Raw genomic sequence first — 25,995 nt, 5'->3', positions numbered from 1 at the left:
CATACGGCTCTCCGCTTAATTGTGGCTAACAGCCATTGCAACATCGCTGTAGCGAGATGTGACAGTATTTCTCATTTCATCTCTAAGATAAGGGTTTGATTCAGGTAATCGCCAACGAAAGGGAAACTTAGGACTGCTCACCAGTCGATATAGTGAAGCCCTACATAAATTACCTCGATTGCTTTTACCAAATAATACCCAAGTCTTGGCCTGATTTGGCGTCGGTCGTTTGATCCACTTCATCATTAATGACTTAACGGAGCAACGATATTTCCGCGCTAGCCATTTTGCTAATTTCCAGAAAACTATACGATCAATTTTACTGTAAACTTTAGCGGTATAATCAGTATGACGATAAAATTGCGCCCAGCCTTTAAGCTTGCGGCTGAGTTGTTCAACTTTGTCTATCTTGCTACAACTGTGATCACTAGATAAAGCTTGGCTCAAAGAATGAGAAAATGCTTTAGCCTTACCATGTGGAATACCTGACACCACACGCATATTTCCTTTAGGACCACGTTTCCTTATGATCCTATGACCAAGGAAGATAAACCCATCGTTCACATGCGTAATATGGGTTTTCTTCATATTAAGTGTAAGTTTAAGTTTACCTTCAAGAAAATTTCGACACTGCTCACGAATGGCTTCTGCTTGTTGTTTGTTACCTTTGACAATTAACACAAAGTCATCGGCATAACGACAATAAGCAACCCCAGGTTTCCATTGTCTATTTTCCTTTAGTGCAATACTGCGCTTATCTTGGATTGTACGATTCCAGTACCAGCGATCTTTACGTGCTTTTTTGCTCAGGTAGCATTTATCCAAATACTGATCAAATTCGTTGAGCATGATATTTGACAATAACGGAGAAATAACACCACCCTGTGGTACGCCTTCGCTTGTTGCACAGAATAGGTTACGTTCTATATGTCCTGCTTTGATAAACCGCCAGAGCAATTCATTAAACCGTCGACAATTGATGCGTTTACGCACACATGTCATAAGTAATTGATGGTGGACGGTATCAAAATAACTTGATAAATCCCCTTCAATTACCCAGCGCCCACGTGGTTCACTTGAGCCTGTCATTTGTAACTTAACAGTTCTAATGGCGTGATGGACACTGCGTTCAGGTCTAAAGCCGTAGGATAGTGAATGAAAATCATTTTCCCATATCGGCTCCATTGCCATGAGCATGGCACGTTGCACTATTCTGTCTCTTAAGGTGGGTATGCCTAAAGGGCGTTGCTTTCCATTTGCTTTAGGAGTATAAATTCGTCTAGCAGGCATTGGCTGATAATTACCCGAGAGTAAATCATTTCTGATCCCATCTAAGTAATCAGTCAGCTTAGCCTGTAAGTGAATTTTAGTTATTCCATCAACGCCAGGTGTTTTGGCACCTTTTGAAGAAAGCGTTACTTCAGCCGCTTGGCAAAGCCATTGCGGGTGACTGATAAGGCGCAGCAATCGATTAACGCGACGCGCTTTATCGGTTGCTGTCCATGTTGCTAATTTACGTTGCAGTTCGCTGATTATCAAAGGTCTTCACCTCATTAAGGTCAGGTAATTTGCTTGCGCAAATCAATTAAACTGCGCCCCTTCGCCATGTAATGGGCTTTCCCCATCTCAGACTACTACGAACGCTCCGCCAGCTTGTTTGCCATCGGGGGCATGCTCAAACCATCCCCGGTTTACCTATCTGAACTCGAACATATTGGGGTGGATGCCGATCGCAGTCTTTAACCTTATCGTGCTGTAAGGTGATAATGCTTAAACGCTGAATTGTGATTTAACGTTTATCCATTGATAAATACCTACATGTGATTTATCAAGTCGGTAATAATGCTCATACATTTAGTATTATTACAGCATCATATTGCCTGTTAATTCGTGTAGGCAATGGCGACGTTTCAGCCCATAGATGCGGGTTAATCGGTTCATGTACTTCTTCCGTCCAATACTTAATCTAGAAGAGCATCTTGGCGTAACGAATTCGCCTCACTCCCCGTTGTCAGCGAGTTGCATCACCTTATCAGCATACGATAAGTCACTGCCGCTCAGACTCAACTATCTGCACAACCAGATAGTGCCATAAACAATTTGGCTCCTGCCGTATTGTTCATGTATTTCAGATAGACTCGTAGTTCATTAAAGCATTCCTTGCTAGTGCTGAACTCCGGGCACACTGTAAGTTATGTCGCTTACCCACGATTGATTCGCGCAGGTGGGTTAAATTGACGCGCTAATAAGTTATCTGCAATCCGCGATGTCTTACCGCCTTTAATATGGCGGCGCTTATACCCAATTTGCGCTTTAAGCTTATGTTGTCGCATGATCTTAGCTACACGATTTACGCTGCATTGCTCACCGGCTTCACGTAAGTCAGCATGTATCCAAGGGCTACCATACGTGCCGCCGCTGGCTACGTAAAACGCTTTAATGAGGCTTCAACAAGCGATTATCTTCAAGCGCTCTATCGCTTATAGGCTTTTTCAACCACGCATAAAAACCACTGCGATGCAGCTTAAAAAGGCGGCACATCGTCGTAATAGAAAACTCATCTTGGTGATCACGAATGAAGCCGTACTTTACTCGGGGTTGCTGGCAAAGTACCTTTCGGTCTTTTTTAAAATATCCCGTTCCTCCGTGACACGTTTCAATTGCGCTTCTAATTTAGCGATCTTCAATTTTTCATCGGATGATTGAACGGACTTAGGTTTATCTGATAACTGGCTCCGCCAGTGATATAACGTTTTGGTACAAATATCTAATCGTTCAGCGACTTCTGCGACTGAATATCCGCGCTCAGTAATTTGTTTAACAGCCGCTTCTTTAAACTCTTGGGTATAACGTTTGCCTTTGCTCATAAAACACCTCTTATTAGAAGCTACAATGTAACTTATTGGGTGTCTAGCAAACTATGGGAAGTCCAATTAGATCATAGATTGATACTGCAACTCTTCATGACCAAGCATATCATATCCCGACAACAACCAATCCAGTTGCCCAGGACTGAGCTTAAATTCTTGCAGAGAGGCTTTATTTGGCCATTTGAACTTTTGTTTTTCGAGTCGCTTATACCACAAAGCAAACCCCGTTTTATCCCAGTAAACCAACTTGAGTTTATCTTTCGCTTTGTTGCAAAACAAAATAACGCGCCAGTGTAGGCATCACGTTCAAGCTCGCCTTCAACGATGGCGACCAGACCATCAATCGATTTTCGAAAATCCACAGCATCGCGGTGTAAATAAATACGCTCGGGTTCAACAAACATTTTCATCAGGCAAACTCGCGTAACAATTGGCTGAGGTAAGTTGCAGGCGTTGTGGGTGGCAAGCTGACTTTTACGTTACCGACCACAAGGGTTATCGGCCGTTGCGGTTTGATAACGTCAGGTTGTTTAGTGATTTTGGCGCGAACAAAATTGCCAGGTAATGCCTTTAGCATGTGTTTTGCTGCTAAAATTTTGTTTTTTATGTGGAATTTTTCTGACAATACTCAGTGATAACTAAATCACTCGATTGTTGATCTTCTATCATACTACGCCACTGATCAAGGCTGCGTGTTTTTCTCATAGCTCTCTCCTAATTGAAATTTAGGGATAGCCTATTAGTTTTGACAAATTATTAGAAGGTACACTTTGCTAGACGCTTACTTCCACTTAAATAAATATATTAGAAATAAATAAATGAATGTCAAGTTAAATAATCTCTGATAGAGATTCTTGAATGGCTTCTAAAGAGCTATATTTAGGTGTAAATTCCAGCAATTTTTTGGCCTTGAGGTTACTACAGTTAGTACTGTGACTAACATGCTCCACAGTCGCGTTAAAATCTTGATCGTTTAAATGATGCTTCATTTCATTAATAGGTAAATAACGTAAATTAGCAGACTGTGCATACCAATCAGATAAAGATAAAGCATACCCTTTGAGTGTTAATGCTTGGTCGGAAACAGCATGAAAACTTTCTCCTAAAGCATTTTTACGGTGCTTGATGGCTTGTATAAAAAGGCTTGCTACATCATCAGCATGGACATGATGTAAGGTTTCTAACCCTAAGTTAGGTAGCAAAACTTCATGGCCTTGAGATATATCAATGAAAAATTGCTCATTAAAGTTGCCCGCAGGGTTTAGAGGTGTCCACCCAGGACCGACAATATGGCCGGGGTGAATTACCGTTGCAGGAAATTGCTGATAAATATATTCATCATGTAAATATTCTTCTATTTCTGCTTTGTTTTTTCCATATTCGCCTAAAGGACGTTTTGTTTGTCCTTCAACCGTTGGAACGGCTCTTGTTTCGCCGTGTACCCATATAGTACCGCAGTGAAGAAATTGTTTAATTTTCCCTTTTACGGCCTCAACCAGTTGCTGTGCACTTTGTTTAGTAAAACAAATCAAATCAATAACAATGTCCGGTTCTAAATCAGCTATAGCCTGACCAAACTGATTCGACTCTTCTAATTTCACCCTATCTAAAGCGACTGATTTTACACTCTTCCATGCTGGGTTATCATTATATGGTGTTTGTTGGTGACGACTTACCGCCAATACTTCAAAACCTTGATTGACTAATTTTGGCACTAAATAACTACCAATATGTCCGGTCGCTCCAATTAAAATAACTCGCACAGCTTTATCCTCTTTATTTAAACGTTTTAGTTATAAAGTTCAACATAGGGTTTAACTACGATTTAACACCTAGTTTTTATAATAATTTTTTGCTATTTATACTGTTGCCTTCGTGGCTCCGGTACTGATGCCACCATCGACTAATAGTGTTTGTCCCGTTATATATTCACTTGATTTTGATGCTAAAAATACAACGGCACCATCAAGATCATGAGGCTGCCCTGGACGACCTAATGGAATACGATCGCAAATATAGCTTAACCACTCTTCATTTTCATAAAGTACTTTATTTTGTGCGGTTTCAAACCAGCCAGGGGCTAAGCAATTGACGGTAACACCTGATTGCCCCCAATCATCAGCTAAGCTCATAGTTAGTTGTTTAATGCCACCACGACTAGCACAATACGGAGCTAACCCTGCAAAGCCAGATACGCTGGTCACTGAACCAATATTTATAATGCGGCCATAATTTTCTTTAACCATATGCTTGGCAACCGCCTGCGCTACAAAAAAAGCACCTCTTAAATTTGTATTTACCACTAATTCCCAATCATCCCAACTAACGTTTAAAGCGGGTTTACGGATATTACAGCCAGCATTATTAACAAGGATGTCAATTTTTCCATAATAAGCAATAGCTTCAATAACCATTTTTTTAATACTGTTTTGATTATTCACATCTAGAGGAAGAGCAAGAACTTGTACACCAAGCTTTGATATTTCATCAACAATATCTTTAAGGTCATCAACATTACGTGCTGTTAATACTAAATCTGCGCCTGACTTGGCTAAAGCTCGTGCAAAATATTGACCTAAACCTCTACTGGCACCAGTAATAACAGCAACATTATTTGTTAAATCAAATAGTGCATTCATTTAACTAAACTCCTTACTGTTTCCTTGCTATTAGTTACCTTATCAACCAAATAAATAATTGATTGATAATCAATGCCTGCATGCTCTGACAAACCTATTTCACACGTTCTGCTATTGCTATAACCTTGACTACAACTGCTTGGCACTTGTTGTTTCAATGACGCTAAAGCATTCGCATTTAGCTCAGGAACGGTAAATCCTTTATCGCCAGCAAAACCACAGCAATAAATATGCTCTGGAATATTCACTTGTGTTGAACATCGATTAGCTAACGAGATCATTTTATCCGTTAAGCCCATTTTTCGACTGGTACAAGTTACATGTAACATTATGCTGTCATCGGTAACATTAAAGGTTAAGTTTTTCGCTAATACATCCTCAATAAAACCAACCGGTTCATATATATTAAGTGCACTATTAGCATTATCATCTTCAGATAACATTGATTTACATGGGCTAGTATCAAATAAAATAGGATACTGACCATTATTGCTTAATTTGCTCAACTGGCTTTCTGTTGCTTGACGCTTTTGTTCAGCTTGCTTAAACATGCCCTTGCTTTTAAATGGCATACCACAACATTGGCCAGTAAAATCTGGACTTATCACCTCAAAGCCGGCTTTATCGAGTAAACGCATAGTAACGTCAGTTAATGATTCTTGCTCTTTAGCTGCTGCCGCTGGCCCCATGGTACGACTAGCACAGCTTGGAAAATAAACCACTTTAGGCCGTGATTTTTCTTGAACAGATTCTTGAACAGGCTTAATTGTGGTCGGCTGATAATTTGCCCTTGATGGCATATTTTTGTTCCATAGCGGCAAACGATTAAAGCTGATCTTTGTCATCGCTTTGCTAGCAAAAGACATCACGCTATTGCCGAGTACTTTCTGCGCTATCGCAACACTGGCTAAAGAAAAGCGTGTGCTTCTCTCTATTAAAGCAAATTTATTGGCTAATGTTTTTGACAGTGATTGATGTTTTTGATTTCGTTCGCTGCGAAATTCACGGATCAAATCTCCAGTATTAATACCTACAGGACATCGCTGCGCACATAAACCCGTAGCAGCACAAGTATCTATGCCTAAATATTCAAAATCGGCTTCCAATTCGGCGAGTAAACTTGGGTTTTCATTACTATTACGTAAACGCTGAATTTCTCTGTAACTGGTAATTCGCTGTCGAGGGGTAAAACTTAAGCCTGTTGAAGGGCAAACAGGCTCGCAAAAACCACACTCAATACACTTATCAATAAGTTCATTAGCTGCAGGCAAAGCTTTGAGTGATTTTAAATGCGCTTTTTCATCATCATTAATAATCACCCCGGGGTTTAAGATGTTATCGGGGTCAAACAAAGCTTTGATCTCTTCCATCAATTGATAACCTTGCTTACCCCATTCGAGTTCAATAAATGGCGCCATATTACGTCCAGTACCATGTTCAGCCTTTAAGGATCCATTAAATTCAACAGCCACCAATTGACAAACATCATTCATAAATGCTTCGTAACGATCAATTTCAGTTTGCGATGAAAAGTCTTGCGTAAAAACAAAATGTAAGTTGCCATCTAATGCGTGACCAAAAATAATCGCTTCATCATAGTTATATTTGTTAAACAAACGCTGTAATTGTGAAACACCTCGAGCTAAATCTTCAACGGCAAAAGCGACGTCTTCAATGATCACAGTCGTGCCAGTCTCCCGAACAGCTCCCACTGCGGGAAAGGTTTGTTTTCTGATTGCCCAAAGTTTTGAGTATTCATCAACATTATCGGTAAACTTAATGCTATTAGTCTGTTCAAACTGGGCTAATACCGTAGTTAAGTTGGCTATTTGTTGCTCGAGTAAGGTTTGGTTTGCTGCTCGTGTTTCAATTAACAAGGCTGCAACACCTTCAGGCATTTCATGAATAAAGTCGGGCAATCCTTCCATATCTCTAACTGACAATAATGAACGATAATCTAACAACTCAACCGCTGAAACATCTTCAGCAGCCAAGGCACTTACCGCACGACAAGTAATATCGATATTTGGAAATAGCACTAAAGAGCTTGCGCGATATTTATGCTCAATAACCGTGTTATAAGTAATTGACGAAATAAAGCCCAATGTACCTTCAGAACCAATCATTAAATGCGCTAAAATATCAATGGGTTCTTCAAAATCAATCAAGGAATTAATCGCATAACCTGTGGTATTCTTTAACCGGTACTTGTGTCTGATTAATTCACTTAAGTCTTTATTTCCTTTAGTCTTAGCTGAAAGTTCAGCTAAGTTTTCAAGTAATGTCTCGTGGCTTTGTTTGAAGTGTGCCCTGCTAGATGTATCGCCGGTATCGAGTACTGTTCCGTCATGTAATACCAGCCTTATACTATCAAGGGTATGATAACTATTTTGTGATACACCACAGCACATACCACTTGAATTATTTGCTGCAATACCTGCAATTTTACAAGTATTAATCGATGCGGGATCTGGCCCTAGTTTACGACCATAGGGTAACAAGTATTTATTAGCATCTGCGCCAATAACACCAGGGGCCAAGGTTATTTTTAAACCAAGTTCATTGATTTGATGACTACGCCAATTATTGGTCAACATGATTAATATCGAGTCTGATTGCGCTTGCCCAGATAAACTAGTACCTGCGGCTCGAAAAGTGACCGCAAGTTTGGCAATTTTAGCTTTTTTCATTACCTCAATAAGTTCATTTTCATCATCAACTCTTATCACTATTTTTGGTAATAACCGATAGAAACTCGCATCAACGCCAAATGCCAATCGTTTGGCATAATCAGTAATAATTCTTTCAGCCGGAATTATCTTAGCTAAACTCAAAGCAAACTCTTGATAAGGGTGAGACAACATGAAAAATCCTTTAGCAAATAAATATACACAATACATCTAATGCCACTATAGTGGCCGAACAGTTCTTATTGCACTACTCGATGGTTGACTATTGAGTGGTATTTTTTTAACGTGCATGTCTATCATTAAAAACACCAATAGAAGTAACTTTCCCCCAACGATTCACCTGAATAATAAAGTTCCCACCTTCTTTATGCTAACTAGTAGCTAGTGCCGATAACTAACGGTGAAAAATCAACGAATGTTAATTTAGTATCAGAAACTTCTCATTTACGACTTAGCGAAACAAGGGTGACTATCTATATAGTTGCTCTATTAAGAAGCTAAAATGAGATTTTCCCATGACAAATACTTTATCTACAACGACTTCACCTACAACTGAGAACAAACTCGCTATCGTTACCGGTGGAAGTTCAGGCATTGGACGTGAACTGGCTATTTGTTTAGCACAAAATGGCTGGAACGTTGCTATCAATTATGCGGGTAATGCTGCTGGCGCAGCTGATGTTGTTACCGAAATAGAAAAACTGGGTCAGCAAGGTTTTTCTCTTCGATGTGATGTAGGTTTGAGTGAAGATGTCAATCAATTCATCAGTGCTGTCGAAGATAAATTCAACAGAGCCCCTGACTTATTAATCAATAATGCTGGCTGTCAAACTTGGTCTCCTTTTTTAGAGTTAGAAGAAGACAGCTGGGATAAAGTTATTCGTACCAATTTAAAAGGTTGCTTTTTATTATCACAATCTGTCGCCAAACTCATGGTTAAACATAAAGTAAAAGGTGCAATTGTTAACATTGGCTCTGGTTGTAATAAGGTCCCTTTCCCAAATTTAGTTGATTATACTGCCTCAAAAGGCGGAATTGAAATGTTAACGCGTTCTACCGCCATTGAACTTGGCAAATATAACATCCGTGTAAACTGCGTAGCACCTGGTGCAATTGAAATTGAAAGAACCAAAATTGAAGATCCAAACTACGCAAAAACCTGGTCTAAAGCTGCTCCTATTAACCGTGTTGGCTACCCAGAAGACATCTACAATGCTGTTGAATTCCTTGGCGGAGAAAAATCAAGCTTTATCACCGGGCAAACCTTATGGGTTGATGGCGGCGCATTCACCATGCCTAATTGGCCAACTGAATATCGTGATTCTGAAGATTAACGGTTAGATACTCATCTTTTTTATAATCAGCACTTATCTAAACGGATAATGTGTAATTTTCATACTCCACTGCTCTTAAGGCTCGCAAGTTATGCACATAATTAGCTTAATACCCAATTCAATAACTGACTCAATGAATCGGTATTTTCTCTTAGGCATACTTGCTATTGCCCTAACGGGTTGCACTCAAGAGTCATCGACAAATGAAAACTTAATTGCTCCCATTAAAGCAATACAGTATTTAGTTGTCGAGTCACAAGACATTCAACCACAACGACAACTTTCAGGTTACCTTCGCCCAACAAAGTCAGCTGAATTATCATTTAATGTAGCAGGACAGCTCAATGAATTGAATGTCAAAATTGGTGAAAAAGTAGTTTTAGGCCAAGCTATTGCATCAATTGATGAGACCCCTTTTAAATATAAAGTAGCTCAAGCAAAAGCTGAGCTTGCTAGTGCTAATGCGGGATTTAAAGAGCGAAGTGAGAATTATCAACGCCAGCAGCTTATTTTCAATCAACAGCTCATTAATAAAAATGCAATAGATAAAGCACAAGCTGACTTTGAAAAAGCTCAAAGCCTAGTGGATCTTGCACAAGCGAAGCTATCTTTAACTCAGCGCGATTTGCACCATACTACTTTACGGGCTCCTTTTGATGGCATGATAACTCGCCGAGAAATAGAACAATTTGAAGAAGTATCCAGTCGACAAGTTATCATAGAAATACAAGATAAATCCCACTTAGAAGTCACTTTTTTGGTACCCAGTACCTTGATTACTGATATCAAACTGGCAGATGACGTTTTACTTAACATTCCAACAGTAAATTACGCTAATCAGCGCGCAAGAATCACAAAAATAGGTTTGGAATCAAACATGAGAGGTGCTTACCCAGTAAGTGCTGAACTTGAAAATGTACACCCTAATATTCATCCAGGTATGGCTGCGGACGTTTTTATCAAAACAAAACAGTCAAGTCGGGGCATCATATTACCTGAATCGGCAGTAATGATTGCTGCAAATGGTGCTGAGCAAGTTTTTGTTTATAACAAAGAAAGCAAACAAGTCGTTTCACGAACAATCACCAGTCGTCTACTAAATGCCAATCAATTGTTAATTACTTCTGGCTTACAGGCCAAGGAGGTTGTTTGCACCACAGGCGCAGAATTTCTAAGCGATGGTCAACAGGTGACCTTGTATAAAGCTGCTCACTGATACCGAGAAATATCACTATGAATATAACAAAACTCGCGCTCAATAACAGTCGAATGACTTATGTATTAGTTGCGCTAATTATTAGTTTAGGCTTGATGGTATACGCTGATTTTCCTAGCCGCGAAGATCCGCTTATTAGAATAAATAAAGCGATGATTATTACTCAATTCCCGGGACTACCTCCGGAGAAGGTTGAGAAGTTAATTACGCAGAAAATTGAAGAGAAATTAAGAGAATTAGGTGATATAGAGTTTATTAACTCCACCTCCAAAACGGGCCAATCTGTTATTACCATCAGTGCTTTTCAGCATATTGGCGACTTAAGTAAATTGTGGGATGATGTCAGACGTAAGTTAACACAAAGTAAATCGTCTTTGCCTAAAGGTGTTATAGGACCGTTATTTAAGGATGATTTTGGCGACGTCTCTATTTTTACTGCCGCCTTAACTGGCAAAAATTGGTCTATGTCTGTGCTTAGAGAGCATGCCAGAGATATCAGAGACAGGCTCTACACCCTTAACGGCATTAAACGGGTTACCTTACACGGCCTACAAAAAGAGCAAGTATTCATTGAGGGTAACGCCAGCGTTATTGAATCAAACAGTATTGATTTAGGCGAACTAGTTCGCAGTGTAAAAGATCAAAACAGCATCATACCCTCTGGTAGTATTTTAACGAATACTAGACAAATAACAGTTCAAACTAGCGGCAAGTTCGACTCAAAGTCTAGCTTAAATGAACTAGAAATCCCTGCAAACAATGGTGGCGTTTTACCGTTAAAAGATTATTTAACCGTGCGTACTGGTTACAACGAACCCTCTACAGAGTTAGCCTACTTTAATGGTAAACCCGCCATTGTTATCGCGGCTTCAATGCAGTCAGGACGCAATATATTACAACTGGGACCCGAGCTCAAAAAGTTGCTCAATCAACTTGATCAAGAATTACCGGTTGGCATGCAATTAGAAATAGCCACTTTTCAGGCAGATGTCGTCGACAAATCAATCGGCAATGTTAAAGAGAGTTTATATCAAACGCTCTTTATTGTATTAGCCATTGTTATTTTAAGCTTGGGGTTTTCAGAAGGTCTTATTGTTGGCATTACCGTGCCACTAACGATACTAGCTACCTTATTAGTGATGTTCTTTGTTGATATAGATTTGCAATTTATTTCTTTGGCAAGTCTGATCATTGCGTTAGGCATGTTAGTCGACAACGCCATTGTTATTACCGAAAATATACATCTACGGTTACATTCGGGTCAACAAAGAATGCAAGCCGCCCTTCATGCCTGCAAAGAGTTAGCCTTGCCACTACTTACTTCTACCTTAACCACAGTATTAGCTTTTTCCCCTATTTTATTAGCCAAAACAACCGCAGGTGAATATACCCGTTCACTAGCGCAAGTTGTTTCAATTTCGTTACTCATTTCTTGGCTTATTTCACTAACGATTGTGCCATTACTAGCGGTGCATTTCATTAAAGACAGCAAGCAAAAGAAAGCTTTTTTTCTATTAGGCTTTTACCAAGGTTTCGTACGCAAAGTATTAAATCATCCCAAGAAGTTCCTTGGCGTAATCACCAGCATTTTTGCTTTTTCACTTTATGTTTTATCAATGGTTCCAGTTGAAATGTTTGCAGTTTCATCGCGCTCTGAAGTACTGGTTTATGTTGACTTACCCGCAGGTTATAACGTAAATCAAACGAAACAATCAACCAACACCTTAACTTCTTGGCTGAAAGATAAACAGATAAACCCTCATGTTGAATATATCTCTTCTTATATAGGTAATGGTGGCCCGCGTTTTTTCCTTTCTATAATTCCTAATGAGCCAGCACCTAATAACGCTTTTATGATCGTTAAAACCAAATCTGCTGCTGATGCCCTAATCATGCAAAAGCGCATTCGTGAATTTGCCGCCAGTGAGCTTGCACACATCAATGTTAGAACAGAGCTAATATCTCGCGGCACAGTACCTCCTGGGGTAGTACAACTACGTTTTATTGGCTCGGATGCCGAGGTTCTTTTCAAATTAAGTAAACAGGCACAAGCTGCACTTACCTCAATCCCTGGTGCTATTCACGTTCGCAATAGTTGGGAAAATAGAACCAAGCGTTATCAAATAACCATAAATCAAGCCAAAGCTCGTCGATCAGGCGTAACTTATCAAGCTATAGCCAATGCCTTACAAAGTACATTTACGGGCATTGAAATCACTCAAATTCGCCGAAACGATACCCTTATTCCCGTTGTTATTAAAATGAAAAACAATACAGATAGCCCAATTAATAACGCCAACCCATTAGATTTAGTAAAAGTGTATTTAGCCAATAGTAACAGTGAATATGTGCTGCTATCTCAAATAGCCTCAATGGAGTCAGTTGCTGAGTTTGGCACAATTGTTCGCAGAAACATGGAAAAAACCATCACGGTTGAAGGAAAACATCTTAGCTTTAAGGCTCCTCAATTACAGGCTGCTTGGGACAAAAAAATAGCAGACATCTATGAGAATTTGCCTGCTGGTTATCGTATCGAGTTAGGTGGTGAATTAGAAGGTTTTAAAAATAGTGCTGGCACTTTGTTTGTCACCCTACCGCTATTCCTTGGCTTAATATTATGTATTTTAGTGAGCCAATTTAACTCCTTTAGAAAAACAACCATAGTAGCGCTCACTATTCCGCTAGCATTCTCAGGCGGCTTTATTGGCTTATATCTTACTGGTGCTAACTTTGACTTTATTGGTGGTCTTGGGTTTATCTCTTTGGCAGGCATTATCATTAATAACGCCATTGTGCTTATTGACAAAATTGGCGATGAGCAAAGTCGAGGGAAAACTAAGCTCATAGCAATTGAGTCTGCTTGTATTAATAGGCTTCGCCCTATTTTAATCACCACATTAACGACGGTACTGGCACTCATCCCACTAATGACCATGGAAGAAAGCCTATTTTACAGTATGGCCAGTGTCATCATTTTTGGCATGAGTTTAGGCACCATAATGACTTTAGGTGCAGTACCTGCTTTATATTCTTTGCTACTGCCTAATACTGAAAAAATAAAACCATCAAATATAACAACAAAAGAGAAGTTATAATGAAATCAATATTAAACCCATATAGATTAACCAAAGGACTCACTGTTGCCACTTTCAGTTTGATCTCTTTGTTTTCTTTATCTGCCTGCCAGCAAACAACTGATAACACCGTAAAAGCAGCTAGCAGCACTGAGCCTTTTTTTGCTGCAAAATTTGAACCACCATCAGGTCGTACTATTCATGGTTGGGGGCAAATCACTCATGGCTGGAATACCGACCTCCCCGGCGCAAAAGGCGACAAACAGGACTATCTTGATTATCTTCAAGTAGTTGGAAAAAACGCCCCTGCTATTGCTTCTTTTTATATCCATCCTCAAAGAGAAGATGGTCAAGCACAACTTGATGGTTTTATAGAGCACTTTCAAGCCTTCGCCCAAGAAGACAGTTGGCAAATGGCGCAAATAGGTTATGACTTTAATCCTAAAGAGACCTTATCAGGAAAAGCAGACCAGCAACTTGAACAGTTTTTTAATGCCATGGCTGAAGTAGATAAACCCATATTTATGCGAATCGGCTGGGAGTTTAATAACCTAGGCCACTTTGATCCTGTCGAGTATCGAGAAGGTTTCAAATATATCGTTAATAAAATGCGTGAAATGAAAGTCACAAATGTCGCCACTCTTTGGCACGCCTCTGTGCCTGATTTAAACGAATTAACTGGTATGCCTATCTTAGGTAAACATCACTACATGGATTTTTATCCCGGTGATGAATATGTCGATTGGTGGAGCATCAGTCAATTTAGCATAGGGACTTTTCGCTCGCCGGGCAGCATTGAATTTTACCAAAATGCCGCATCAAGAAATAAGCCCATTTTTATTGGTGAATCGTCCCCTTGGTTTACTAAGGGCTTATCGATGCAGTTTCGTAACCCAGAATCTCTGGAGGAGTCACTATCTTGGTTCAATGCCTATTTCTCTTTATTTGAAGAATACCCTCACATAAAAGCCTTCAATGTCATTATTGTTGACTGGCAACGTTGGAATTGGATCTGGCCACAGCTCACCGGTGGCTTCAATAATGCCCGTTTAGATTTATGGCCTAAATTGCCGAATCATTACAACGACATGATTAATAAACCTCGTTTCATTCATGCCGATGAAGCTAAAGTACTTTTTAAATAATATTGGAGTAGCAACAAATGTACTTAGGTATTGATTTAGGCACATCTAGTGTCAAAGTGATCATTATTGATGATAACGACACCTTAATCGCTCAAGCATCGGCGGCATTAACAGTTTCAATTCCAAAGCCAATGTGGTCTGAGCAAGCACCACAAGATTGGTGGCAAGCAACGAAAAATGCCATGGCTGAACTGAAGAAAAACCATGCTAAAGCACTTCTTGGGGTTAAAGCCATCGGTTTATCAGGGCAAATGCATGGCGCCACATTGTTAGATACTAACCATGACATTATTCGCCCAGCCATATTATGGAACGACGGTCGTAGCCAACAACAATGCCTAGAACTTGAACAGCTTGTTCCTGATAGCAGAGAAATAACTGGGAATATAGCGATGCCGGGATTTACCGCGCCTAAACTACTCTGGGTCGCACAAAATGAACCCGAATTGTTTGCTCGTATTGACAAGGTTTTATTACCAAAAGATTACCTAAGGTTTCTAATGACCGGTGATTTTGCTTCTGACTTGTCAGACAGTGCCGGCACCCTGTGGTTAGATGTTGAAAGCCGCAAATGGTCAAATGAAATGTTAGCGGCAACAGGGCTAAATGAATCTCACATGCCTAAGTTATATGAAGGGTCAGAAGCAACAGGATTACTCAGCGCCGAGGTTGCCGCTAATTGGGGCATGAAACAAGTCCCTGTTGCCGCAGGTGCTGGTGATAACGCCGCTGGCGCTGTTGGTATTGGCGTTATAACCCCCAACGAAGCCTTTATATCATTAGGTACTTCTGGTGTTTATTTTGTTGCTAATGAAAAATACTTACCGAACGCTGATGGTGCTGTCCATACCTTTTGTCATTGTATTGCTAATACATGGCATCAAATGTCGGTTATTTTAAGCGCCGCCAGTTGCTTGTCTTGGGTCACTAAATTAACGGGTGCAGTTAACGAGCAAAGCTTATTAGATGAAATAGCCTTAGAAGATTTTACTAAGCCTTGCACGGTAACTTTCCTGCCTTATTTATCTGGCGAACGTACTCCACATAATAATCCTAATGCCCAAGGGGTGTTTTTTGGCTTAGGACATAACACCTCACGAGCAGTATTAGGCAGAGCCGTATTAGAAGGCGTAGCTTTTGCTTTTGCTGACGGTCAACAAGTGCTTCTCGATGCAGGGACAAAAATAGAGCAAGTATCCGTTATCGGCGGCGGTTCCCGTAGTGGTTTATGGGGAACAATCCTTGCTAGTGTGCTGAACCGACCACTAATTTACCGTGAAGGTAGTGAAGTAGGCCCCGCATTTGGCGCGGCACGCCTTGCGCGTATGGCAGTAACTAGAGAGTTACCTGCCAAGGTTTGTCTACCGGGTAAAATCAAACACATTATCGAAGCTGATTCAGCAATGGTTGAGATCTACCAAGTGCAATATCAAAAATACCAAGCTTTATACCAAAGTGTAGCGGCCCATTTTTAATGTGCCCTCTCCTTTTAATAAAACGCTTATGTTAAATAAGCTCACTTAATTCATTATTACCAAACGTCAAGTGGAGAAATATCATGACTGAACAATTTTTTAATAAGGTAAACAAAATTCAATTTGAAGGGACTAATAGTACTAACCCGTTAGCCTTTCGTTATTATGACGAAAACCAAATAGTGCTTGGCAAAACCATGAAAGAACACTTACGTTTTGCCGCCTGTTACTGGCATAACTTTTGTTGGACAGGCTCAGATATTTTTGGCGCTGGTACATTTGAGCGCCCGTGGATCCAAGCTACAGGCAACCAACTTCAGTTAGCAGAGCAAAAAGCTAAAGTTGCTTTTGAGTTTTTTGAAAAGCTAGGCGTGCCATATTTTTGTTTTCATGACGCGGATATTGCGCCTGAGGGTAACTCATTAAAAGAATTTCACAGCAACGTTAATCATATCGCTGATATTTTTGAAAAAGAAATGGATCGCACAGGCGTTCAATTGCTCTGGGGAACGGCTAATTTATTTTCAAATGCACGCTTTTGTGCTGGTGGTTCAACTAACCCTAACCCTGAGCTATTTGCTTATGCTGCTGCACAAGTTAAACACGCCATGGATGTTACCCATCGTTTAGGTGGTCAAAACTATGTACTTTGGGGAGGTCGTGAAGGTTACGATACTTTATTAAACACTGATCTTAAACAAGAAGGTGAACAATATGCTCGTTTCCTTAAAATGGTGATTGAACATAAACATAAAATTGGTTTTAAAGGTAAGTTATTAATTGAACCTAAACCACAAGAGCCGACTAAACACCAATACGATTACGATACCGCTACCGTTGCAGGCTTTCTGCATAAGCACGGAATTGCTGGTGAAGTTCATGTAAATATTGAAGCTAACCATGCAACACTTGCTGGTCATAGCTTCCATCATGAAATAGCTACGGCATGTGCTGAAGGTATTATGGGTAGTATTGACGCTAACCGTGGTGATATGCAAAACGGCTGGGATACCGACCAATTCCCTAATGATGTCGCTGAATGTACCTTAGTGATGCACGAAATACTGAAAAATGGTGGTTTAGACACCGGTGGCTTTAATTTCGATACTAAGTTGCGTCGTCAATCATGTGAGCGTGATGATCTATTTATTGGTCACATTGGCGGCATGGACACTATGGCTAAGTCATTACTTAACGCAGCTAAATTAATTGAAGATGCCCCACTATCTGATTTTGTTGAGCAACGTTATGCTGGCTGGCAAGAAAAGTTAGGCCAAAGCATTATGACGGGCGATCAAAGTTTAGAAAGTTTATCTAAATTAGTACTAGAAACTAACATCAATCCTAAACAAGAATCCGGTCGTCAAGAGTTGTTAGAAAACATAGTTAACCGTTACGTTTAACTCAAGCCAATTAACCGCTCTTAAACTCTAAACTAGCAGGTAAGGCAGTGTTAACTATTTATCACTGCCTTAATATAAAATGAATTTATTAGAACAACTGAAAAAAGTAACAACAGTCGTAGCCGACAGCGGCGATGTAGACTCCATTAAATCGCTAAACCCTACCGATGCGACAACCAACCCTTCATTAATTTTGCAAGCAGCTAAGCTGCCGCAATATCAGCATATTATCGTAGATGCGATAGAAAAGTCTGCCGACAATATTGATGATATTTGTGATCAGTTAATCGTAAACTTTGGCTGTGAAATACTTAAACACATACCTGGCCGTATTTCATCAGAAGTCGATGCACGCCTATCTTTTGATGAACAAGGGAGTATTGATAAAGGCCGTAAGTTAATTTCACTTTATCAAAAAAGAGGAATTGCAAAGGAAAGAGTTTTAATAAAACTTGCCGCTACGTGGCAGGGAATTAAAGCCGCTGAACAACTAGAAAAAGAAGGTATTTCATGTAACCTCACGTTGCTTTTTAGCATGGCACAAGCAATCGCTTGCGCTGAAGCAAAAGTCACACTTATTTCTCCTTTTGTTGGCCGCATTTTAGACTGGTATAAGAAAACTGAAAATCGTGAATTTTATGGTTCAGAGGATCCAGGGGTAAAATCGGTTACTCAAATTTATAACTTCTACAAAGAACACAATTATAAGACAGTTATCATGGGTGCTAGTTTCAGAAATATAAACGAAATTACAGAACTTGCTGGTTGTGACTTACTGACTATATCCCCTGCACTGCTTGCAGAGCTACAAAGTACTCAAGGAAACTTACTGCCTAAGTTATCAAGTAACATTGATCAGACTCAATCAAAACAGAGTGAACAAACTTTAGATTTTTCAAACTTTTCTTGGCAGCATAACGAAGATGCTATGGCTGTTGAGTTACTCTCTCAAGGCATAAGGAAATTTGCTGCTGATCAATGTCAGTTAGAACAGTTGATTATGACCGCGTTTAAATTGAAACAAACAAACTAAGTACTTAGGGTACCTTGGCACTAACAATTATTAGTGCCAAAAGCAAAGTACTTGGAATAAAATTTTTAGGTGTACTGCTGTCAAACTTTCTAATTATAAGAAGGGGCTGTGCTGCTTGACAATAGGGGTCTACGCAGACTAGCTAAGAGGGAAATAATAAGTAGGCTACAATTAGTGATACTGGAGCGAAGACTAACTTTTATTTGTCCTGCTCTAATAACTTGTATGTTTCTATCCACTACCTTTACTTAAACTATAAATTGCATGATCGACAATGCGACCATTTAAGTTTTCACTATTACTTATAGCTCCTTCAAATGAAAAGCCTAAGCGTTCACAAACATTTCGACTCGGTAAATTTTCAGTTGCTACTGATATTTGAACTCTATCCATATTTAGTGGTCCAAATGCATAAGCTATTAGTTTTGAAAGTGACTTCGTCACAATACCCTTGCCTTGGTATTTGGAACTTAGCCAATAACCTACTTCTACTTTTTTAAGTTCTTGAGATATTGAATTGAAGCTAATGTTTCCAACTAATGTATCACAATAGATAATGGCACAAGTTAATGACTTTCCACTTTCAAAGTCGTCGAGTGACTTATTCACAAATGATAAGAAAAACTCTTCAGAATCAGCATACTTAGGCCAAACAAGCCATTTGCTTAAATAATCTCGTTCTTCTTGTACAATTTTGAAGTATCTTTTAGCAAGATATGGCTCCACTAATACAATATCCAATTTCTTATCAACATTTAATTTAAACACTGTAATCCTATAGAAACATAAACATAATGACTCCCCAACGAAGTGCTAACCTCTGAACGTGAGTTAATTTAAACCCAAATACATTATATGTTTGTCAACAACATAAAACAAAGGCTTCTTGTGTGCTAATTGAAAAGTGTCGTACTAGCATACAGTCAAGTAACTGCTGTCTGAGTGGTGCCATAACTTGCCTACAACAAAAGATTGATATAGTAAGTTAAATTGGTTGATAGCTACGGAAATAGCAGGTCGCTATTACTTCCCTCAAAGGGCTACTTAAAAGCTCCCTTATATATTTTGGGATAATACTTTTTGAACGTTAAAAAAGTATTATCAACATATCAACTACTAAGTAGTTAGATAGCTCTTACTAGCAGTAAACTAATTGATAAGATCCCTAAAGTAGATACGATCATGTCAATAAATAAACCTAAAGTAAAAAAACGCTTACGCAGTGAAGAATGGCTCAATGAGCCCAACCAACCTGATCAAACCGCTATATATCTAGAACGGTATATGAACTATGGTTTAACTCGCGAAGAATTACAGTCTGGCAAACCTATTATTGGTATCGCCCAAACAGGTAGCGATCTAACACCTTGTAATCGACACCATGTTGGTCTGGCACAAAGACTCAAAGAGGGCATTAGAGATGCGGGTGGTATTCCCCTTGAATTTCCTGTGCACCCGATACATGAAATGGGTAAACGCCCTACTGCTGCCTTAGATCGTAATTTAGCGACGTTAGGTTTAATTGAGGTACTTTACGGTTATCCACTTGATGGCGTTATTCTAACTACAGGCTGTGATAAAACCACACCTGCAACTTTGATGGCTGCGGCTGCAGTTGATATCCCTACCATCGTTTTTTCCGGTGGACCAATGCTTAATGGCTGGGACAATGAAAAAAGAGTCGGCTCGGGCAGTATTATTTGGGAGTGTCGAGAAAAATATGCCGCCGGTGAAATAGATTATGAAAACTTTATGGATCAGGTTTCATCATCAGCCCCTAGTTCAGGTCATTGTAATACCATGGGTACGGCACTAACCATGAACTCTTTAGCTGAAGCTTTAGGTATGTCCTTACCCGGCTGTGCTGCTATTCCTGCGCCATATCGTGAACGCGCTCAAATGGGCTATTACACGGGCCGTCGTATTGTAGAGATGGTAGCGGAAGACTTAAAACCTTCCGATATTATGACACAAGAGTCGTTCTACAATGCCATAAAAGTATGTAGCGCTATTGGCGGTTCAACTAATGCGCCACCACATATTCAAGCTATAGCCAATCATATGGACGATATTGAATTATCAATTACCGATTGGCAAACCCACGGTGAATCAGTGCCACTGATTGTAAATTGCCAACCTGCTGGTGAATATTTAGGTGAAGAGTTTCATCGCGCTGGCGGTGTTCCAGCAGTAATGGGAGAGCTTATCCATGCTGGTATCATCAAAGGAGAGGCTATTACTGTTACTGGGAAAACGGTGAAAGAAATTTATGGTAATGCCCGTAGCCGCGCAGATAAAGTAATAAAAACTGTCGAAAGTCCGTTAATGGCAAGCGCTGGTTTTGCGGTAATGTCAGGTAATATTTTTGATTCAGCCATTATGAAAAAGTCTGTTATAGATGAAACATTCCGCACCACGTATTTGAGTGATCCTAAGCAACTGAATGTGTTTGAAGCGCGCGCTATCGTTTTCGAAGGGCCTGAAGATTACCATCACCGCATCAATGATCCTGCTTTAAATATCAATGAACACTGCATGTTGATCATTCGAAACTGTGGTCCTGTAGGTTATCCGGGATCGGCTGAGGTCGTTAATATGTTGCCACCTGATTACCTTGTCAAACAAGGTATAACCTGTCTACCAACCATGGGTGATGGCAGACAAAGTGGTACATCGGCTAGCCCTTCTATTTTAAATATTTCCCCTGAAGCTGCTGTTGGCGGTGGTTTAGCTTACATAAAAACCGATGACATCTTACGCATTGATTTAAATAACAACACGGTTGATTTACTGATTGAACCTGAACTACTTGCTACTCGTAAAAAAAGTATGGAACGTATTCCTATTGTTAATCAAACACCTTGGCAAGAAATTTATCGTAGCCGAGTGAATCAATTAAGTGATGGTGGTACGTTAGAGATGAAAGAGAAACATACTCGTATTGCTAGCAAACATGGCATTCCAAGAAATTCTCATTAATTTAATTAGAAATTACAAGCGAGTAGAAGTAAATGAATAACTTAACATGTATTTGGGATGCCAAAGCTGAGTTGGGTGAAGGCCCAGTTTGGCATGAAGAAGAGCAAGCTCTCTATTGGGTTGATATTACTCAATCCAACTTGCACCGTTTCCGTTTTGATAGAGACGGTAATCAATACAGTCACAGTTGGCACTTTGATGGGCAACTGAGTTCTGTAGTGCCAGCAAAGCAAAATGGGCTTTTTGCTACTTTTGCTTCAGGTGTCTTTCATATAAGTCTTAATACGCAAAAGAAAACACCAATCCAGTTAATTGAACAAGACATAACAAATAATCGATTTAACGATGGTAGTTGTGATACTCAAGGAAACTATTGGTTTGGTAGCATGAATAATAATCAAACGAGTGAAACAGGGAGTTTTTATCGTTTAGATAATAGCGGTCAATTAAACCACTTAGAACAATTGGGTCAGAGCACTATAACCAACGGTCCAACATTTAGCCAAGACGGTAAATTTATTTATTTTACCGATACTCTTGCTAAGACTGTTTTTCAAGGCTGCTTAAACCAAGATAACGATATTACAGAGATAAAGCCCTTTATCCTGTTTGGTGATAATGATGGGTACCCCGATGGTATGTGTGTTGATACTGAAGGTTTTCTTTGGGTTTGTCATTACGGCGCAGGGAAAGTGAGTCGCTTTAATCAACAAGGTGAATGCGTCAGAACTATCAACCTACCAGTACCAAATGTCACTAAATGCTGTTTCGGCGGCAAAACACTGAACACCTTATTTATTACTACCGCGATTAATGGCATGCCGAAAGAAGAACAGGCTGACTACCCATTATCTGGTGGTTTATTTTCAATAGACATTGAACAGCAAGGCTTTGTATACCCTCCTTGTGCTCTTAGTCGTTAATTAGGATTTATCTCATGAAATTAAAAAACAAAACTATCTTGATCACAGGTGCAGCACAAGGCATTGGCAAAGAGATGGCATTACTATTTGCTAGCCAAGGAGCCCAAGTTGTGGCCACGGATGTTAATTCTATACGTTTAGAGGAATTGACAGAAATAAAGAATATAAGTACTTACATTCTGGACATAACGAATAGTGAACAAATTCAGGAGTGTATTACTGCTTTCCCTGGTATTAACGTGCTAGTCAATTGCGCTGGTGTAGTTTTTAGTGGTTCAATAGAAGAATGTACTGAAGCACAATGGGAAGTGAGTTTAAACGTTAACGTCACCTCAAGTTTCCGTTTGATAAGAGCGGTATTACCTAGCATGTTAGCTCAAAAAAATGGTTCAATAATAAATATTGCATCTGTAGTATCTAGTGTTAAAGGTGTTGCTAATAGGTTTGCTTATGGAGCAAGCAAAGCAGCAGTTATTGGTCTGACTAAATCAGTTGCAGCTGATTATATCGAGCAAGGAATACGTTGTAATTCCATTAGCCCTGGCACAGTACACTCACCATCATTAGATCAACGTTTACGTGATACAGGTGATTATGAAGCAGCCTTACAAAGCTTTATTGACAGGCAGCCTATGAAACGAATTGGTCAACCCAGTGAAATTGCAGCTATTGCCAGTTTACTAGCTTCTGATGACGCTACTTTTATGACGGGTGAAAACATTGTCATTGATGGCGGTATGAGTTTGTAGCTATTGCTCTGTTTACAGCGATGTTCTAACTTATTCAAACCTAGTTCATCGCTAGCACTTCATACCCTGTCTCTGTTTTATTCTTAAATATTTTTATACTTAAACACTCAAGTTTAATAAAGGACAAACATGTCTGAAATCACAATCAACAACCCCATCCTTAAAGGTTTTAACCCTGACCCTTCCATTATTAAAGTAGGTGACGATTATTATATTGCCACATCAACTTTTGAGTGGTTTCCTGGCGTACAAATTTTCCATTCAACTGACTTAGTTAATTGGACTCTAGTTACTAGACCGCTAAATAGGCCATCTCAGTTAGATATGTTAGGTAATCCTGACTCTTGTGGGGTTTGGGCACCCTGCCTATCATATGATAACGGTACCTTTTACTTAATTTATTCAAATGCACGCCGTTATTGGAGTCAATGTAAAGATGTGCATAACTTCATGGTGACTACCGATAATATTCTCGGTGATTGGTCAGAGCCAACCTATTTAACCAGTAGTGGTTTTGATCCTTCTTTATTTCATGATAACAATGGTAAAAAATGGCTAGTCAATTTACGTTGGGATCATAGACAAGGTCAAGCGAGCAAAGCCTTTGATGCTGAGAATTACTTTGGTGGCATTATTATGCAAGAGTACTGTGCTGCGCAGAAAAAATTAATAGGCCCAATACAAAAGATATTTAGCGGCTCTGCTTTAGGTAGAACTGAGGGTGCGCACCTTTATCAACGCAACGGCTATTACTATTTATTGGTAGCTGAAGGTGGTACAGGTTATGAGCATGCCGCGTTAATGCTACGTTCGAAAAGTATTGAAGGTCCTTACGAAGCCGACCCGCAAGGGCATCTCCTCACCTCTATCAACAGCGATGCTAGCTTACAACGTGCAGGTCATGCTGACTTTGTCGAAGTTGATAATGAACAAGCCTGGCTAGTACACTTATGTAGCAGACCATTAGAGAATCGCCGTAGTGTGATGGGGCGAGAAACAGCGATTCAGCAAGCACAATGGTCTAAAGATGGCTGGTTACGACTGAAACATGGAAGTGCATTACCACAGTCACAATTAACGATTAACAGTGACGTTGCAGTAAAATACCCATTAATTGATCAGTTTGATGACTTTGACCAAACCCAATTAGCGATAGATTTCCAAACATTACGTATTCCTTTAGGCTCTGACAGTTTAAGCCTAACTGAGCGACCTGGTTATTTGCGATTAAAAGGTAGGGAATCTCTTGGCAGCAGTTTTGTTCAAGCACTTATTGCCAGACGCCAACAAGCATTTAAATATAGTGCTGCAACTAAAATAGACTTTTCCCCTAATAACTTTCAGCAGATGGCAGGGCTAGTTTGTTACTATAATAGCGCCAAGTATTACTACTTACATATCACTCATCATGAAACTCTAGGTCGAATACTGGAAATCACTGGTTGCGTGGGGGACACCGCAGCGCAATATTTCACCCCAAAGCCAATAAAGCTTCCCGACACTGGGGAAATCTATCTTAATGTAGAAGTTGATCATAATAAATTGACCTTTTTCTATGGAATTACGGATGATAACTGGCAAAAAATAGCGTTAGAGCTAGATTACAGCATACTCGCTGATGAAACAGGCCCAGGTGGAGAACATGCTAATTTTACCGGCACTTTTGTAGGTCTGTGCTGTCAAGATTTATCAGGTAGTCGTAAGCCTGCAGATTTTGACTGGTTTTCTTATCTTGAGCATAAAGAAGTCAATAACACATAACTAGTTACTTATTGATAAAATGGGCTCTTGGGCCTAATGCCGGTCAGTTAAGGTTAATTGATCGGTTGACCGGTTGACCGGTTGACCGGTCTAAATGATCGTGAATAATCCGTAATTAGTTTCGCTAATTACGGATTTTTTATGGATATTCAAACAGGTCTTTCGACCACTTTCTCATCTGCCGAGGAATTTAGAGCGCTTGATAACTTATCTGGCATATTAGATCCCGAATTACTTAACCAAGCTTTTGAAAAGTCGGGTGTCGCCACTGTTCGTAAACGTCGTTTACCTCTCGATGCTGTCGTTTGGTCTGTGATTGGTATGAGTTTATTTCGTCATGAATCTGTTTGGAATATAGTCTCTAAAATGGACATCGCCTTACCAGGTAAAGGGAAACTAGTTGCCCCTAGTACCATGATTCAAGCGAGACAACGCTTAGGTAAAGGTGCTGTCGAGCAGGTCTTCAAAATGATGGCGTCACGGCATTATAACCATGCCCACTTTGATACATTTTGTGGCTTAAAACTATTAGCTGTTGATGGGGTTGTCTTTCGTACACATGATACGCCAGAGAATAAAGACGTATTTGGGTGTGGCTCAACCCAGTATGGTGAAAATACCTATCCTCAAATTCGGATGGTATGCCACATGGAGCTAACGAGTCATCAACTCATTAATTGTGCTTTTAACGGGCAGCATCAAGG

19 protein-coding genes and 1 pseudogene are annotated in these 25,995 nt (G+C 39.8%); 12 read left to right on the top strand and 8 right to left on the bottom strand.

The window, feature by feature from the left end:
- Nucleotides 1-15: 15 nt before the first annotated feature.
- The 7 genes and pseudogenes from ltrA to AAEZ22_RS13465 form a co-directional block, all read right to left on the bottom strand.
- Nucleotides 16-1,539 (bottom strand): group II intron reverse transcriptase/maturase, encoded by a 1,524-nt coding sequence (gene ltrA, locus AAEZ22_RS13495; RefSeq protein WP_352297619.1) that lies wholly within the window; start codon nucleotides 1,537-1,539, stop codon nucleotides 16-18.
- 662 nt (nucleotides 1,540-2,201) lie between these two features.
- Nucleotides 2,202-2,441, bottom strand: a complete 240-nt coding sequence (locus AAEZ22_RS13490; protein ID WP_352297633.1) for an IS3 family transposase — start codon at nucleotides 2,439-2,441, stop codon at nucleotides 2,202-2,204.
- Nucleotides 2,442-2,588: 147 nt separating this feature from the next.
- Nucleotides 2,589-2,867: a transposase gene (locus AAEZ22_RS13485; RefSeq protein WP_352297616.1), complete on the bottom strand. Its 279-nt coding sequence runs from the start codon at nucleotides 2,865-2,867 to the stop codon at nucleotides 2,589-2,591.
- A gap of 66 nt (nucleotides 2,868-2,933) precedes the next feature.
- Nucleotides 2,934-3,274: pseudogene (gene tnpB, locus AAEZ22_RS13480) on the bottom strand (IS66 family insertion sequence element accessory protein TnpB).
- A 426-nt stretch (nucleotides 3,275-3,700) separates the two neighbouring features.
- On the bottom strand, nucleotides 3,701-4,633 hold the full coding sequence (locus AAEZ22_RS13475) for an NAD-dependent epimerase/dehydratase family protein (protein WP_352297613.1): 933 nt from the start codon (nucleotides 4,631-4,633) through the stop codon (nucleotides 3,701-3,703).
- Nucleotides 4,634-4,729: 96 nt separating this feature from the next.
- Nucleotides 4,730-5,509, bottom strand: a complete 780-nt coding sequence (locus AAEZ22_RS13470) for an SDR family NAD(P)-dependent oxidoreductase (protein WP_352297611.1) — start codon at nucleotides 5,507-5,509, stop codon at nucleotides 4,730-4,732.
- Complete coding sequence (locus AAEZ22_RS13465) at nucleotides 5,506-8,373, bottom strand: FAD-binding and (Fe-S)-binding domain-containing protein (RefSeq protein WP_352297608.1); 2,868 nt, start codon at nucleotides 8,371-8,373, stop codon at nucleotides 5,506-5,508. The genes AAEZ22_RS13470 and AAEZ22_RS13465 overlap by 4 nt, the downstream gene beginning before the upstream one ends.
- 341 nt (nucleotides 8,374-8,714) lie before the next feature.
- On the opposite strand from AAEZ22_RS13465, the gene AAEZ22_RS13460 reads away from it, so the two are divergent.
- The 7 genes from AAEZ22_RS13460 to tal all read left to right on the top strand — a co-directional run bounded on the left by AAEZ22_RS13460 (nucleotide 8,715) and on the right by tal (nucleotide 18,879).
- Nucleotides 8,715-9,533: an SDR family NAD(P)-dependent oxidoreductase gene (locus AAEZ22_RS13460; protein ID WP_352297605.1), complete on the top strand. Its 819-nt coding sequence runs from the start codon at nucleotides 8,715-8,717 to the stop codon at nucleotides 9,531-9,533.
- Nucleotides 9,534-9,666: 133 nt separating this feature from the next.
- Nucleotides 9,667-10,749: an efflux RND transporter periplasmic adaptor subunit gene (locus tag AAEZ22_RS13455; RefSeq protein ID WP_352297602.1), complete on the top strand. Its 1,083-nt coding sequence runs from the start codon at nucleotides 9,667-9,669 to the stop codon at nucleotides 10,747-10,749.
- A gap of 17 nt (nucleotides 10,750-10,766) precedes the next feature.
- A complete protein-coding gene (locus AAEZ22_RS13450) occupies nucleotides 10,767-13,844 on the top strand; it encodes an efflux RND transporter permease subunit (RefSeq protein ID WP_352297599.1) in 3,078 nt (1,025 codons plus the stop codon).
- Nucleotides 13,844-14,968, top strand: coding sequence for a glycoside hydrolase family 26 protein (locus AAEZ22_RS13445; RefSeq protein ID WP_352297596.1), 1,125 nt, complete (start codon nucleotides 13,844-13,846; stop codon nucleotides 14,966-14,968). The genes AAEZ22_RS13450 and AAEZ22_RS13445 overlap by 1 nt, the downstream gene beginning before the upstream one ends.
- Nucleotides 14,969-14,985: 17 nt before the next feature.
- Nucleotides 14,986-16,443, top strand: a complete 1,458-nt coding sequence (gene xylB / locus AAEZ22_RS13440; protein WP_352297593.1) for a xylulokinase — start codon at nucleotides 14,986-14,988, stop codon at nucleotides 16,441-16,443.
- A gap of 83 nt (nucleotides 16,444-16,526) precedes the next feature.
- Nucleotides 16,527-17,846, top strand: coding sequence for a xylose isomerase (xylA, locus tag AAEZ22_RS13435; RefSeq protein ID WP_352297590.1), 1,320 nt, complete (start codon nucleotides 16,527-16,529; stop codon nucleotides 17,844-17,846).
- Nucleotides 17,847-17,925: 79 nt separating this feature from the next.
- Nucleotides 17,926-18,879 (top strand): transaldolase, encoded by a 954-nt coding sequence (gene tal, locus AAEZ22_RS13430; protein ID WP_352297588.1) that lies wholly within the window; start codon nucleotides 17,926-17,928, stop codon nucleotides 18,877-18,879.
- A gap of 231 nt (nucleotides 18,880-19,110) precedes the next feature.
- On the opposite strand, the gene AAEZ22_RS13425 is transcribed toward tal, so the two are convergent.
- Nucleotides 19,111-19,647: a GNAT family N-acetyltransferase gene (locus AAEZ22_RS13425; protein WP_352297585.1), complete on the bottom strand. Its 537-nt coding sequence runs from the start codon at nucleotides 19,645-19,647 to the stop codon at nucleotides 19,111-19,113.
- Nucleotides 19,648-20,061: 414 nt separating this feature from the next.
- Between AAEZ22_RS13425 and AAEZ22_RS13420 the strand changes: the two genes are divergently transcribed.
- The 5 genes from AAEZ22_RS13420 to AAEZ22_RS13400 form a co-directional block, all read left to right on the top strand.
- Nucleotides 20,062-21,858: an IlvD/Edd family dehydratase gene (locus AAEZ22_RS13420; RefSeq protein ID WP_352297582.1), complete on the top strand. Its 1,797-nt coding sequence runs from the start codon at nucleotides 20,062-20,064 to the stop codon at nucleotides 21,856-21,858.
- 32 nt (nucleotides 21,859-21,890) lie between these two features.
- Entirely contained in the window at nucleotides 21,891-22,781 is an 891-nt protein-coding gene (locus AAEZ22_RS13415; protein WP_352297579.1) for an SMP-30/gluconolactonase/LRE family protein, read from the top strand.
- A 14-nt stretch (nucleotides 22,782-22,795) separates the two neighbouring features.
- Nucleotides 22,796-23,530: an SDR family oxidoreductase gene (locus AAEZ22_RS13410; protein ID WP_352297576.1), complete on the top strand. Its 735-nt coding sequence runs from the start codon at nucleotides 22,796-22,798 to the stop codon at nucleotides 23,528-23,530.
- A gap of 129 nt (nucleotides 23,531-23,659) precedes the next feature.
- Nucleotides 23,660-25,291 (top strand): glycoside hydrolase family 43 protein, encoded by a 1,632-nt coding sequence (locus AAEZ22_RS13405; RefSeq protein ID WP_352297573.1) that lies wholly within the window; start codon nucleotides 23,660-23,662, stop codon nucleotides 25,289-25,291.
- 141 nt (nucleotides 25,292-25,432) lie between these two features.
- Nucleotides 25,433-25,995, top strand: a 563-nt coding sequence (locus tag AAEZ22_RS13400; protein WP_352297570.1) for a transposase domain-containing protein, incomplete at its 3' end; no start/stop codon positions are given.

This window comes from Pseudoalteromonas sp. 20-MNA-CIBAN-0454, from assembly GCF_040308685.1.
GTDB classification, from domain to species: Bacteria; Pseudomonadota; Gammaproteobacteria; order Enterobacterales; family Alteromonadaceae; genus Pseudoalteromonas; species Pseudoalteromonas nigrifaciens.
This window is presented reverse-complemented; position numbering and strand designations above follow the sequence as displayed.